At 72.6% G+C, this 12687-nt stretch carries 11 protein-coding genes; 3 read left to right on the forward strand and 8 right to left on the reverse strand.

Annotation, left to right across the window (positions count from 1 at the left end; all coding sequences use genetic code 11):
• Positions 1-142: 142 nt before the first annotated feature.
• Positions 143-829: a TetR family transcriptional regulator gene (locus tag ACFV5N_RS16105; protein WP_385599560.1), complete on the reverse strand. Its 687-nt coding sequence runs from the start codon at positions 827-829 to the stop codon at positions 143-145.
• 7 nt (positions 830-836) lie between these two features.
• Positions 837-1865, reverse strand: coding sequence for an acyl-CoA desaturase (locus tag ACFV5N_RS16110; protein WP_385599562.1), 1029 nt, complete (start codon positions 1863-1865; stop codon positions 837-839).
• A 254-nt stretch (positions 1866-2119) separates the two neighbouring features.
• Between ACFV5N_RS16110 and ppc the strand changes: the two genes are divergently transcribed.
• Both ppc and ACFV5N_RS16120 read left to right on the forward strand, forming a co-directional pair.
• Entirely contained in the window at positions 2120-4873 is a 2754-nt protein-coding gene (gene ppc, locus ACFV5N_RS16115; RefSeq protein ID WP_385599564.1) for a phosphoenolpyruvate carboxylase, read from the forward strand.
• Positions 4874-5004: 131 nt separating this feature from the next.
• Positions 5005-5700, forward strand: a complete 696-nt coding sequence (locus ACFV5N_RS16120; RefSeq protein WP_385599567.1) for a hypothetical protein — start codon at positions 5005-5007, stop codon at positions 5698-5700.
• Here the strand turns inward: ACFV5N_RS16120 and ACFV5N_RS16125 are convergent.
• Complete coding sequence (locus ACFV5N_RS16125; protein ID WP_385599570.1) at positions 5649-6377, reverse strand: hypothetical protein; 729 nt, start codon at positions 6375-6377, stop codon at positions 5649-5651. The genes ACFV5N_RS16120 and ACFV5N_RS16125 overlap by 52 nt on opposite strands.
• A 125-nt stretch (positions 6378-6502) precedes the next feature.
• Between ACFV5N_RS16125 and ACFV5N_RS16130 the strand changes: the two genes are divergently transcribed.
• Entirely contained in the window at positions 6503-7456 is a 954-nt protein-coding gene (locus ACFV5N_RS16130) for a DMT family transporter (protein WP_385599573.1), read from the forward strand.
• A gap of 10 nt (positions 7457-7466) precedes the next feature.
• Here ACFV5N_RS16130 and pth read toward each other — a convergent pair whose 3' ends face one another.
• The 5 genes from pth to ACFV5N_RS16155 all read right to left on the reverse strand — a co-directional run.
• Positions 7467-8042 carry an aminoacyl-tRNA hydrolase gene (pth, locus tag ACFV5N_RS16135; RefSeq protein WP_385599576.1) on the reverse strand — a complete coding sequence of 192 codons (576 nt, stop codon included), beginning with the start codon at positions 8040-8042 and terminating at the stop codon, positions 7467-7469.
• A gap of 50 nt (positions 8043-8092) precedes the next feature.
• Complete coding sequence (locus ACFV5N_RS16140) at positions 8093-8683, reverse strand: 50S ribosomal protein L25/general stress protein Ctc (protein ID WP_385599579.1); 591 nt, start codon at positions 8681-8683, stop codon at positions 8093-8095.
• 168 nt (positions 8684-8851) lie between these two features.
• Positions 8852-9829, reverse strand: coding sequence for a ribose-phosphate diphosphokinase (locus ACFV5N_RS16145; protein WP_385599582.1), 978 nt, complete (start codon positions 9827-9829; stop codon positions 8852-8854).
• A gap of 133 nt (positions 9830-9962) precedes the next feature.
• The gene (glmU, locus tag ACFV5N_RS16150; protein ID WP_385599584.1) at positions 9963-11432 is read right to left on the reverse strand and encodes a bifunctional UDP-N-acetylglucosamine diphosphorylase/glucosamine-1-phosphate N-acetyltransferase GlmU; all 1470 of its coding nucleotides are present in this window, start codon (positions 11430-11432) and stop codon (positions 9963-9965) included.
• 111 nt (positions 11433-11543) lie between these two features.
• The coding region (locus ACFV5N_RS16155) for an SUKH-4 family immunity protein (protein ID WP_385599587.1) at positions 11544-12687 on the reverse strand (1144 nt) is incomplete at its 5' end.

A 12687-nucleotide genomic window follows, 5' to 3' on the forward strand; every position in this document is an offset into this window, starting at 1 on the left:
GGGGGGCCTGTCCCCGCCGGGCGCGGCCGGGCCCCCCCCGGGGCGCCCCGCCCCCCCACCCCCCCCCCCCCCGGCCGGGGCCCGGGGCGGGGGGGCGGTTCTCTTTCCCAGGTACGCCGGCGGGTGCGGGCGGCGCGGGCCCTCACACCCGGCGGTGGCCCACCAGACGCGGATGGTGCTCCAGTCCCTGGAGACCGTTCCAGGCGAGATTCACCAGATGCGCCGCGACCTCCGATTTCCTCGGCCGCCGCACGTTCAGCCACCACTGCCCGGTCAGCGCCACCATCCCCACCAGCGCCTGCGCGTACATCGGGGCGAGCTTCGCGTCGAAGCCGCGCGCCTTGAACTCCAGGCCCAGGATGTCCTCGACCTGGGTGGCGATGTCCCCGATGAGGGAGGCGAAGGTCCCGGTGGACTGGGCCACCGGGGAGTCGCGCACCAGGATGTGGAAGCCGTCGGTGTACTTCTCGATGTAGTCCAGCAGGGCGAACGCCGCCTGCTCGCACAGTTCACGCGGGTGCCCGGCGGTCAGCGCGCTCTGCACCATGTCCAGCAGCCGGGTCATCTCGCGGTCCACGACCACCGCGTACAGCCCTTCCTTGCCGCCGAAGTGCTCGTACACCACCGGCTTGGAGACACCGGCCTTCGCCGCGATCTCCTCCACCGAGGTGCCCTCGAAGCCGCGCTCCGCGAACAGGGTGCGACCGATGTCGAGCAACTGCTCACGGCGCTCGGTGCCGGTCATCCGCCGACGCGTGCGCCGGGGCGGACGCTCCTTGCCCCGGACCGCTCGCTCCTTGCCGTTGCTGCTGCTCTCGTCGGTCGCCACCCCACCATCATGCCGTCTTGGCGGGCTCCGCTTCCCCGGGGTTTGTCCCCGGGGCCCCCGGAGCACGTCGCGCGGCGAGCCGTTCCGGCTTCGGCCAGCGCACGTCGTACGCCCAGCCGGCCTTCTCGAACCAGCGGATCAGCCGGGCGCTGGAGTCCAGCTGGCCCCGGTCGACGCCGTGCCGGGCACAGGTCGGGTCGGCGTGGTGCAGGTTGTGCCAGGACTCGCCGCAGGAGAGCACGGCCAGCCACCACACGTTGCCGGAGCGGTCCCGGGAGCGGAACGGCTGCTTGCCGGTGGCGTGGCAGATCGAGTTGATCGACCAGGTGACGTGGTGCAGCAGCGCCACCCGCACCAGGGAGCCCCAGAAGAACGCGGTGAGCGCGCCCTGCCAGGACCAGGTGGCCAGTCCTCCGATCAGCGGCGGCAGCAGCAGCGACACGGACGTCCACAGCACGAACTGGCGCGAGACGCGGCGGACGTCCGGGTCCTTGATCAGGTCGGGCGCGTACTTGTGCTGCGGGGTCTGCTCCACGTTGAACAGCCACCCGGTGTGCGCCCACCACAGGCCCTTCAGCAGCGCCGGGACGGTCTCCCCGTACCGCCAGGGGGAGTGCGGGTCGCCCTCGGCGTCCGAGTGCTGGTGGTGCTTGCGGTGGTCGGCGACCCAGCGCACCACCGGGCCCTCCAGCGCCAGCGAGCCGGCGATGGCCAGGGCGATGCGCAGCGGGCGCTTGGCCTTGAACGCGCTGTGGGTGAAGTGGCGGTGGAAGCCGATGGTGATGCCGTGGCAGCCGATGAAGTAGAAGGCGGCCAGCAGCCCCAGGTCGAGCCAGCTCACGCCCCAGCCCCAGGCGAGCGGGACGGCGGCGAGCAGGGCGAGGAAGGGCAGGACGATGAAGACGGTGAGGGCCACCTGCTCCGCCGAGCCGCGCCGCTCACCGCCCAGGGTGCCGGACGGGGGCGGGGGGTCGGCGGGTGTCGCGGGGTCCGGGGACGCCGCCTTGGAGGGTACGAGGTCGGGAGAGGTCGTCATGAGGCAGCGTTCCTCGGGGGAGGGAGAGGGGGGAAGGGGGTACGTAGAGGCTGATGTCGCCCGTTACGGCCTACCTACGGGACCGTAACCTACGGCAACGTAAGTATCGCAATCCGTGAGGTCATCTCACGCCCTGAAGCCCCCCGGCCCGCCGGGGGCGGCCTCATTACCATGGGGGTCCGTCGGACAGCGCGGTCCGTGACCTGCCAGATTCTCGTCCATTCAGGTTCATTCAGCTGCGAGGAGCCGCAACTGTGAGCAGTGCCGACAGCAAGCCGGAGAGAACGGAAAGCCCCGAAAGTGGTAGCGCGCTGCGCGCGGACATCCGCCGTCTGGGGGATCTCCTGGGGGAGACGCTGGTCCGGCAGGACGGCCCCGAACTGCTCGATCTCGTCGAGCGGGTCCGGTCCCTGACCCGTACCGACGGCGAGGCCGCCGCCGCCCTGCTGGGGGACACCGACCTCCAGACGGCGGCCAAGCTCGTGCGGGCGTTCTCCACGTACTTCCATCTGGCGAATGTGACCGAGCAGGTGCACCGCGGACGCGAACTCGCGGCCCGGCGCGCCGCCGAGGGCGGACCGCTGACGCGCACCGCCGACATGCTCAAGGACGCCGACCCCGCGCATCTGCGGCAGACCGTGGCCCACCTCGGTGTCCGCCCGGTCTTCACCGCCCACCCCACCGAGGCCGCCCGCCGCTCGGTGCTCACCAAGCTGCGCAAGATCGCCGAACTGCTGGGGCGCCCGGAGAGCGAGCTGGGCGCCGACCGCCGCCGCACCGAACTGCGGCTCGCCGAGAACATCGACCTCATCTGGCAGACCGACGAACTGCGCGTCACCCGCCCCGAGCCCACCGACGAGGCGCGCAACGCCGTCTACTACCTGGACGAGCTGCACCACGGCGCGGTCGGCGACCTCCTGGAGGACCTGGCGGACGAGCTGGAACGGGCCGGCGCCCCCCTCCCGGCCGGCTCCCGCCCGCTGACGTTCGGCACCTGGATCGGCGGCGACCGCGACGGCAACCCCAACGTCACCCCGTCCGTCACCTGGGACGTGCTGCTGCTCCAGCACGAGCACGGCATCTCCATGGCGCTGCAGCACATCGACGAGCTGCGCAGCGCCCTGTCCAACTCCATCCGCAACAGCGGCGCCACCGAGGAACTGCTGGCCTCCCTCGCAGCCGACCTGGAGGCGCTGCCGGAGATCACCCCGCGCTACAAGCGGCTCAACGCCGAGGAGCCCTACCGGCTCAAGGTCACCTGCGTACGGCAGAAGCTGCTCAACACCCGCGCCCGGCTGGCGGCGGGCGCCGCCCACGTCCCCGGGCACGACTACCTGGGCACCGGGGAGCTGCTGGCCGACCTCTCCCTCGTCCAGCGCTCGCTGCGTGAGCACCGCGGCGGGCTCATCGCCGACGGCCGCCTGGAGCGGCTGATCCGCACCGTGGCCGCGTTCGGGCTCCAGCTGGCCACCATGGACGTGCGCGAGCACGCCGACGCCCACCACCACGCGCTCGGCCAGCTCTTCGACCGGCTCGGCGAGGAGTCGTGGCGGTACGCCGACATGCCGCGCGAGTACCGCACCAAGCTGCTCGCCAAGGAACTGCGCTCGCGCCGCCCGCTGGCCCCCTCCCCGGCCCCGCTGGACGCGGCGGGCGCCAGGACGCTCGGCGTCTTCGGCACCATCGGCAAGGCGCTGGACGCCTTCGGCCCGGAGATCATCGAGTCCTACATCATCTCCATGTGCCAGGGCGCCGACGACGTGTTCGCGGCGGCGATCCTGGCCCGCGAGGCCGGGCTGCTGGACCTGCACGCGGGCTGGGCGAAGATCGGCATCGTGCCGCTGCTGGAGACCACGGACGAGCTGCGGATCGCGGACGAGCTGCTGGACGCCATGCTCTCCGACCCCTCCTACCGCCGGCTGGTGGCGCTGCGCGACGACGTGCAGGAGGTCATGCTCGGCTACAGCGACTCCTCCAAGTTCGGCGGGATCACCACCTCCCAGTGGGAGATCCACCGCGCCCAGCGCCGGCTGCGCGACGTCGCGCACCGGCACGGCGTCCGGCTGCGGCTCTTCCACGGCCGCGGCGGCACCGTGGGCCGCGGCGGCGGTCCGACCCAGGACGCGATCCTGGCGCAGCCGTGGGGCACGCTGGAGGGCGAGATCAAGGTGACCGAGCAGGGCGAGGTCATCTCCGACAAGTACCTGGTGCCCTCGCTCGCCCGGGAGAACCTGGAACTGACCGTCGCGGCCACCCTCCAGGCTTCCGCGCTGCACACCGCGCCCCGCCAGTCGGACGAGGACCTGGCGCGCTGGGACGCCGCCATGGACACCGTCTCGGAGGCGGCGCACGCCGCCTACCGGAAGCTGGTCGACGACCCGGACCTGCCCGCGTACTTCTTCGCGGCGACCCCGGTGGACCAGCTGGCGGAGCTGCACCTGGGCTCGCGCCCCTCGCGCCGCCCGGACTCGGGCGCGGGCCTGGACGGGCTGCGGGCGATCCCGTGGGTGTTCGGCTGGACGCAGTCCCGGCAGATCGTGCCGGGCTGGTTCGGCGCGGGCTCCGGGCTGAAGGCGGCCCGCGAGGCGGGCCTGGAGGACACGCTCGCCGAGGCGTTCAACCGCTGGCACTTCTTCCGCAACTTCCTGTCCAACGTCGAGATGACGCTGGCCAAGACGGATCTGCGGATCGCCCGGCACTACGTGGACACCCTCGTGCCGCGCGAACTGCAGCACATCTTCGACGTGATCGAGGCGGAGCACGCGCTCACCGTCTCCGAGGTGCTGCGCATCACCGGTGAGTCGGAGCTGCTGGACGCCAACCCGGCGCTCCAGCGCACCCTGCGCATCCGGGACGCCTACCTGGACCCGATCTCCTACCTCCAGGTCTCGCTGCTGCACCGGCAGCGGGAGGCGGCCGAGCGGGGCGAGGCCCCCGACCCGCTGCTGACCCGGGCGCTGCTGCTGACGGTCAACGGCGTGGCGGCCGGACTGCGCAACACCGGCTGAGGTCCCGCCCCCTCCCCACGGCCCCTCCCGGCGTGCTCCGCGCCGGGCGGGGCCGTGCTGCGGTACGGGCCGACGGCACCGCTGGATAGGGTGTTTGAGTCATGCATTCGAGGGGGAACGGGGAGTTGCCCATGCGTGGGACCACGGTGCTGCCGGTGACGGCGGCAGCCTTTCTGCTGGCTCTGACGACCGCGTGCGGAGCGGACGGCGGGTCGGACTCCGGCACCGACGCCGCCTCCGCGACGCCGGGGCAGGAGACGGCCGCCGAGGCGGACCAGGAGCCGGCCGGGGAGAGCGGGACCGAGGAGGAGAGCGCGCCGGAGCAGCCGTCCGTGCTGGCTCTCGGGGAGTCCTCCGGCCCGGTGCCGTTCGTCGTCGAGCACAGCGACGGCGAACGCTGGGAAGCCGAGGTGGAGATCACGGTGGACCGGGTGGAACTGGGAGAACACTCCGCCCTGGAGGGCTACTTCGACCCCGAGGACGTGGTGGGGCTGCGGCCGGCCGCCGTCCATGTGTCGGTGGCCCATGTGTCCGGTGAGGACCTGCCCTACAACTACGCGGGTGCCAATCTGCTGGTGCGGACGGCCGACGGCGAGTCCTCGACCAACGTCCTGAGCGTGTACCCGCTGGCGTTCGAGGGCCGGTGCCCCGACGACACGGGTGACGCCATGGAGGAACTGCCCGCCGGGGCCGTCGTCGAGAAGTGCAAGACGGTCCTCGTGCCGGAGGACAGCGACCCGGCGGAGGTCGAGATCTACCTGGGTGTCGGCAACATCTACCGGGCGGACGACGGCAATCTGCGCTGGGACCTCGGCTCGGCCGCGTAGCCGTAGTAGGCGATGACCTCGGCCCTGTCCAGGTTCAGCCGCACCGGGTGACCGGGCGGCAGGGCGGGGCCGGGGAGCGGCGGCGGGGGGTGGGGGAGCCGGCCGTGCGGGAACACGGTGGTGTGCGGCTTGCCGGTGGGGGTGTGGACGGTGAGGGCCAGTTCGGCGCCCGGGGGCAGCGACTGGGCGGCCCAGTGGAGTTCGTCCGGGTCGGCGCTGATCAGCCGGACGGTGGTGCCGTCGGGGAGGGTGGCTTCCAGCCGGTAGTAGCTGTAGCCGCTCTCCCCGCTGAGCGCGGTGCCCGGGCGGCGCAGCGCGTCCAGTCCGGCGCGCGCGGCCGGATGCTCCGGGTCGGTGCGCAGCACGCCGCGGTACAGGTGCAGGGCCTCGCCCTGGCGCCGGGCGAGGGCGGAGCCGGGGTCCCCGAGGAGGTAGGACCACTCGATCTGCTGGGCCAGTACCCCGGCCAGCAGGACGGCGGCCAGCGCGTCGTCGGGCCGGGCGGTGAGGGCCGCCCGCAGCCAGGGTTCGCCGGGCCAGTGGCGTAATGGCCAGGCCTCTCCGTCGGGCCCGTCCGGCAGGAGACACAGCAGCCGCCCCAACTCCCGCGCGGCCCGCGGGTTCCCGGTCACGGCCTCGTTGTGCAGGGCGGCCAGCCGGTTGTCATCGATCACCACGCTTCCGCACCCTACCGAGCGCCGGAGGGTGCGAAGTCCGCTGCGGTCAGAGGGTTCGTGCCGCTGGCATATCGGTGGCCGAAACAGCATGGAGAACGGGCCCCGCACCGGCTACTGTCAGCACCATGAGTGCTGATGTGCCTGACAGTGGGCGTCAGAAGTGGCTGGCGCTGGGCGCCGCCGGGGTGACCGTGGTGTTGTGGGCCTCGGCTTTCGTCTCCATCCGCAGCGCCGGTGAGGCGTACTCGCCCGGGGCGCTCACGCTCGGGCGGCTGCTGGCCGCCGTGCTCGCGCTGGGGGCCGTGTGTCTGGTGCGGCGGGTGGGGTGGCCGTCCCGGGCGGCCTGGCCGTGGATCGCGGCCTCCGGCTTCCTGTGGTTCGGCGTCTACAACGTCGCCCTCAACTGGGGCGAGCAGCAGGTCGATGCCGGGACCGCCGCCATGCTGGTGAACATCGCCCCGCTGCTGGTCGCGCTGATCGGCGGCCGGATGCTCGGCGAGGGCCTGCCGCGCACGCTGGTGGCCGGGATGGGGCTGTCGTTCCTGGGCGCCGTGGTCGTCGGGGTGTCCATGTCCGGTGACGGCGACGCCTCGGCCCTCGGGGTGCTGCTGTGCCTGGTGGCCGCCGTGACGTACGCGGCCGGGGTGGTGCTCCAGAAGCCCGCGCTCGGGCACGCCGGGCCGCTCCAGGTGGTCACCTTCAGCGCGCTGGTGGGCCTCGTGGCCGCCCTGCCTTTCAGCGGCGCGCTGGTTGCCGAGATCGCCGACGCGCCCGCGTCCGCGACGCTCAACATGATCTACCTGGGGCTGTTCCCCACCGCCCTGGCCTTCACCACCTGGGCGTACGCGCTGGCCCGCACCACTGCCGGGCGGATGAGCGCCACCACCTATGTGGTGCCCGCCCTGGTGGTGCTGATGTCCTGGGTGCTGCTCGGCGAAGTCCCCGGCCTCTTCGGCCTGCTGGGCGGCGCCCTGTGCCTCGCCGGCGTCGCCGTCTCCCGGTACCGCCCCCGGGCCGAGCCGGCCCCCGCGCCGGCCGATGCCGCCCCGGCGGCGGGGGACGCCGAACCGGTCCGCTGAACGCGCGGCCTCAGCCGTTGTACGTGCCCTGCGCCCGTTCCAGGCCCTCGGTGATCAGGGCCTCCACGGCATCCGCCGCGCGGTCCACGAAGTAGTCCAGTTCCTTGCGTTCGGCGGACGAGAAGTCCTTGAGCACGAACGCCGCCACGTCCATCCGCCCCGGCGGCCGGCCCACCCCGAACCGCACCCGGTAGTAGTCCCGGCCCAGCGTCGCGGTGAGCGACTTCAGCCCGTTGTGGCCGTTGTCCCCGCCGCCGCGCTTGAGGCGCAGCACGCCGTAGCCGATGTCGAGTTCGTCGTGGATGGCGACGACCTGCTCGGCCGGGATCTTGTAGAAGGCGCTGAGCGCGCCGGTCGGGCCGCCGGACAGGTTCATGTACGTCATCGGCTTGGCCAGCACCACCCGGTGCCCGGCCAGCCGGCCCTCCGCCACCATCGCGCGGGACTTGTGCGCCTTGAAGCGCGCGCCGATCCGGTCGGCCAGCAGATCGGCCACCATGAAGCCCACGTTGTGGCGGTTGCCCGCGTAACTCGGCCCGGGGTTGCCCAGGCCGGCGATCAGCCAGGGGGAGGTGCTTTCCGTCATGCCTGCATCCTTCCATCCCCGCCGTCACCGGCCCGGGTTCAGCCCGTGCGTCAGGCGGACGCCTCTTCGCCCTCGCCCGCGCCACCGGCGGCCGGCTCCTCGGCCTGCGGCTGCACGACCTGCACGACGATGTCGTCGCCGTCGATGGCCAGCGAGGTGCCCTTGGGCAGCGGCACGTCCTTGGCCAGCACCGAGTCGCCGATGGTCAGACCCTGCACGGAGACGGTCAGGGACTCGGGGATGTCGGTGGCCTCGGCCTCGACCGGCAGCGCGGACAGCACGTGCTCCAGCAGGCCGCCGCCCGGCGCCAGGTTGCCCTCGACGTTCAGCGGAACCTCGACGGAGACCTGCTCGCCGCGCTTGACGACCAGCAGGTCGAGGTGGACGAGGAAGCCCTTCAGCGGGTCGCGCTGGACGGCCTTCGGGATCACCAGCTCCTGGCGGCCCGCGATGTCCAGCGTGATCAGCACGTTGGAGTTCTTCAGCGCCAGCATGGTGGCGTGGCCCGGCAGGGTCACGTGGACCGGGTCGCCGCCGTGGCCGTAGATGACGGCCGGGACCTTGTCGGCGCTGCGGATACGGCGCGAGGCGCCCTTGCCGAACTCCTCGCGGACCTCGGCTTCGATCTTCACATCGGCCATGGTGGTTCTCCCTCTGGCTCGGGTGGTGGACACACAACTGTCACCCGGCCCGTGATGGGACCTGCCGCGTGGAACACGAGCGCGTCGATTACGGACGACCCCGGGGGGCCTCCCTCGCCGAGCAACCCGGGCAGTGTACCCGGCGGGGGAGGCGCCGCGGGAATCGTGTTACGCGTTGCCCTCGAACAGGCTGGTCACCGAGCCGTCCTCGAAGACCTCGCGCACCGCGCGGGCGATGGTTGGCGCCATCGACAGCACGGTGATCTTGTCCAGGTCCACCTCGCTCGGGGTGGGCAGCGAGTTGGTGAAGATGAACTCCGAGACCTTGGAGTTCTTCAGCCGGTCCGCCGCCGGACCGGACAGCACCCCGTGGGTGGCCGCCACGATCACGTCCTCCGCGCCGTTGGCGAACAGCGCGTCCGCCGCCGCGCAGATGGTGCCGCCGGTGTCGATCATGTCGTCGACCAGCACGCACACCCGGCCGTTCACGTCACCGACGACTTCGTGCACGGTCACCTGGTTCGCCACGTCCGGGTCACGCCGCTTGTGGACGATCGCCAGCGGGGCGCCCAGCTTGTCCGCCCACCGGTCCGCGACCCGCACCCGCCCGGCGTCCGGGGAGACCACCGTCAGCTTGGCGTGGTCCACCCGGCCCGCGATGTAGTCGGTGAGGACCGGCAGCGCGAAGAGGTGGTCGACCGGGCCGTCGAAATAGCCCTGGACCTGGTCGGCGTGCAGATCCATGGTGATGATCCGGTGCGCGCCCGCCGTCTTCAGCAGATCCGCCATCAGCCGGGCCGAGATGGGCTCGCGGCCCCGGTGCTTCTTGTCCTGCCGGGCATACCCGTAGAACGGAATGATCACGGAGATACTGCGCGCGGAAGCCCGTTTGAGAGCGTCGATCATGATCAGCTGTTCCATGATCCAGGTATTGATCGGCGCGGTGTGGCTCTGGATCAGAAAACAGTCGGCGCCGCGCACCGACTCCTGAAAACGTACATAGATCTCGCCGTTCGCGAATTCCCGAGCCGTGGTCGGGACCAGCGCCACGCCCAATTCGGCGGCGACCTCCTTCGCCAACTCGGGGTGGGCGCGCCCGGAGAAGAGCATCATCTTCTTCTCGCCGGTCGTCTTGATCCCGGTCACAGTGTGTCTCCTTGGAGTCCGCTTCTGCGCGTATCGGCCCGTTCGGGGCACCTCTACGGTACTTCCCGCACCTCGCGCCGCTTGGCGCGGTTCGCCCTGCGGACGGCGGCCGGTCCCGTACCCGACCTGCGGATCAGATCTCCGCCGGCTTGTCCGCGTCCGCCAGCAGCGCCGCCTCGGCCGCCCGCGCGGCCGGCGAATCGGGCCGCCTGCGGGCCACCCAGCCCTCCACATTCCGCTGCTGGCCGCGCGCCACCGCCAGCGAACCCGGCGGTACGTCCTTGGTGATGACCGAACCCGCCGCCGTATAAGCACCGTCCCCGACCGTGACAGGCGCCACAAACATATTGTCCGAGCCGGTCTTGCAGTGAGAACCGATCGTGGTGTGATGCTTCGACTCCCCGTCGTAGTTCACGAACACGCTCGCGGCACCGATGTTCGTGAAGTCACCGATCGTGGCGTCCCCCACATAGGACAGGTGCGGCACCTTCGTGCCCTCGCCCACCGTGGAGTTCTTCATCTCCACGAACGTGCCGGCCTTCGCCGAGCGGCCCAGCACCGTACCCGGGCGCAGATAGGCGTACGGGCCCACGCTCGCGCCGTCGCCGATCCGCGCGCTGTCCGCCACCGTGTTGCTGACGGTGGCGCCCTCGCCCACCGAGGTGTGCGCCAGCCGCGCGTTCGGGCCGATCTCCGCACCGCCCCCGATGTGGGTGGTGCCCAGCAGCTGCGTGCCCGGGTGGATCACCGCGTCCGGCTCGAAGGTGACCGTCGCGTCGATGAACGTCGTGGCCGGGTCCACCACCGTCACCCCGGCGAGCATCGCCCGCTCCAGCAGCCGGTCGTTCAGCAGCCGCCGGGCCGCCGCCAGCTGCACCCGGTTGTTGATCCCGGCGATCTCCGCGTGATCGGCCGCCCGCGCCGCGCCCGCCCGGTGCCCGGCCGCGCGCAGGATGCCCAGCACGTCGGTCAGGTACTCCTCGCCCTGGCTGTTGTCCGTGGACAGCTGCCCCAGCGCCTCGGCCAGCAGCCGCGCGTCGAACGCGAACACCCCCGAGTTGATCTCCCGGATCGCCCGCTGCTCCTCGGTCGCGTCCCGCTGCTCCACGATCGCGGTCACCGCGCCGCCGGCCGCGCCGTCCTCCCGCACGATCCGGCCGTAGCCGGTGGGGTCGGGCACCTCGGCGGTCAGCACCGTGACCGCGTTGCCCTCCGCCGTGTGCACCCGGGTCAGCTCCGCCAGCGTGGCGGCCGTCAGCAGCGGGGTGTCCCCGCAGGTCACCAGCACCGTGCCGGACAGCTCACCGGCCCCGCCCAGCTCGGCCAGCGCCACCCGCACCGCGTGCCCGGTGCCGTTCTGCTCCTCCTGCACCGCCGTCAGCGCCGCCGGGGCGATCTCCGCCAGGTGCGCCGCCACCCGCTGGCGGGCGTGGCCCACCACCACGACCAGCCGCTCCGGGTCCAGCTCGGCGGCGGCGGCCACCACGTGGCCCACCAGCGACCGGCCGCAGATCTCGTGCAGCACCTTGGGGGTCGCGGATTTCATGCGGGTCCCCTCACCCGCTGCGAGAACGATGACGGCTGCCGGGCGAACGGAACTCACGTGACTGTGCCCTTCGAAGGAGATGGCCGGTTCCCGCAGGATAACCGCAGGACCCCCGGCCGGGGGTCCCGCGGCGTACCGCCCGTCAGAGCACCCGGCCGGCGCCCTCCCTCACAGCAGCCCGTCCCACATCTGCTCCAGCAGCACCGACCACCAGTTCTCCGGGTCGGCGACCGCCTGCGGGTCGAGCGAGGCCAGCTGCGCCTGGAAGTCCGTCGTCCAGCGTCCGGCCTGCTCCGGGTTGAGCCCGTACCGCAGCCGCCACATCCGCCCCAGCAGCGCCAGGCAGCGCACGAACTGCGGCAGCGAGGCGTTCACGAACTGCGGCGCCACCGGCACCCCGCCCGGACCGGCCTCCAGCGGGACCGCCACGATGTGCGCCGTGCCGTACTGCACACACAGCTGCTTGCCGAAGTCGGTGCCCATCACCAGGTACGAGCCGGCGTCCGGCGCCGGCTGCACCCCGCGCTCCACCGCCACCTCGGCCAGCGTCGGCACCAGCCGGCCCGGCTGCGCGTACGCCCAGAACAGCGGCGCGATCTCCAGCGGCAGCCCCGCCCACAGCAGGGTGTGCGCCACGATCTCCGGCACGCCCTGCCGGGACACCGACTGCTGGTCGTAGCGGAAGACGGCCTGCGGCCCGTACGCCTCGACCAGCTCCTGGCCGATCACGTCCAGGCCGACCGCCGGGGCCGGCTGCTGCTGCGGCAGCGGCGCCCGCACCGGCGCGGAGCGCGGCGGGCCGTCCGCGAACTGCTGGAGCTCGTCCTGGTGCTCCACCAGATGCCGCACCCCGGCCTGCCGGGAGGCGTGGTCGTGGCCGTACGCGGCGGTGTGCGTGATGCGCACCTGCGGCCAGTTGTCGCGGATCATGCGGGCGCAGTAGCCGCCGGGCAGCTCGCAGGACTGGAGTTCGGTGTGCAGTTCGAGGACCTGCTGCGGCGGCACGTTCATGGCGTGCAGCTCGTGCAGCAGCTGCCACTCCGGGTGCGGCATGCCGGGCGCCGAGCGGCGGATCAGCTGCTGCTCAGAGCCCTCGGGCGCGCGGTAGCGCAGCACCGCCATGTAGCCGGAGCCGACGGTCGGCACACCGGGCGGCGGATAGCCGTACCCCTGGGGCGGCGGGGCGTGCTGCGCGGGCGGCGGCGGGGTGCCCGGGCCGCCGGGGGCCTGGATGGCCGGGCCGGGCGGCGGGGGCGGCGGGGTGCCGGGCCCGGGGCCCGCCGGGGCCGGGGGCGGGAACGGTACGCCGCCG

Source organism: Streptomyces sp. NPDC059853, from assembly GCF_042731495.1.
GTDB lineage: Bacteria > Actinomycetota > Actinomycetes > Streptomycetales > Streptomycetaceae > Streptomyces.

What these genes read in the sequence shown, in the direction of transcription:
- ACFV5N_RS16140 (WP_385599579.1), bottom strand. Translation starts at nt 8,683, where the DNA reads ATGGCCGATGTGAAGATCGAAGCCGAGGTCCGCGAGGAGTTCGGCAAG.
- ACFV5N_RS16120 (WP_385599567.1), top strand. Translation starts at nt 5,005, where the DNA reads ATGCGTGGGACCACGGTGCTGCCGGTGACGGCGGCAGCCTTTCTGCTG.
- ACFV5N_RS16110 (WP_385599562.1), bottom strand. Translation starts at nt 1,865, where the DNA reads ATGACGACCTCTCCCGACCTCGTACCCTCCAAGGCGGCGTCCCCGGAC.
- ACFV5N_RS16130 (WP_385599573.1), top strand. Translation starts at nt 6,503, where the DNA reads ATGAGTGCTGATGTGCCTGACAGTGGGCGTCAGAAGTGGCTGGCGCTG.
- pth (WP_385599576.1), bottom strand. Translation starts at nt 8,042, where the DNA reads ATGACGGAAAGCACCTCCCCCTGGCTGATCGCCGGCCTGGGCAACCCC.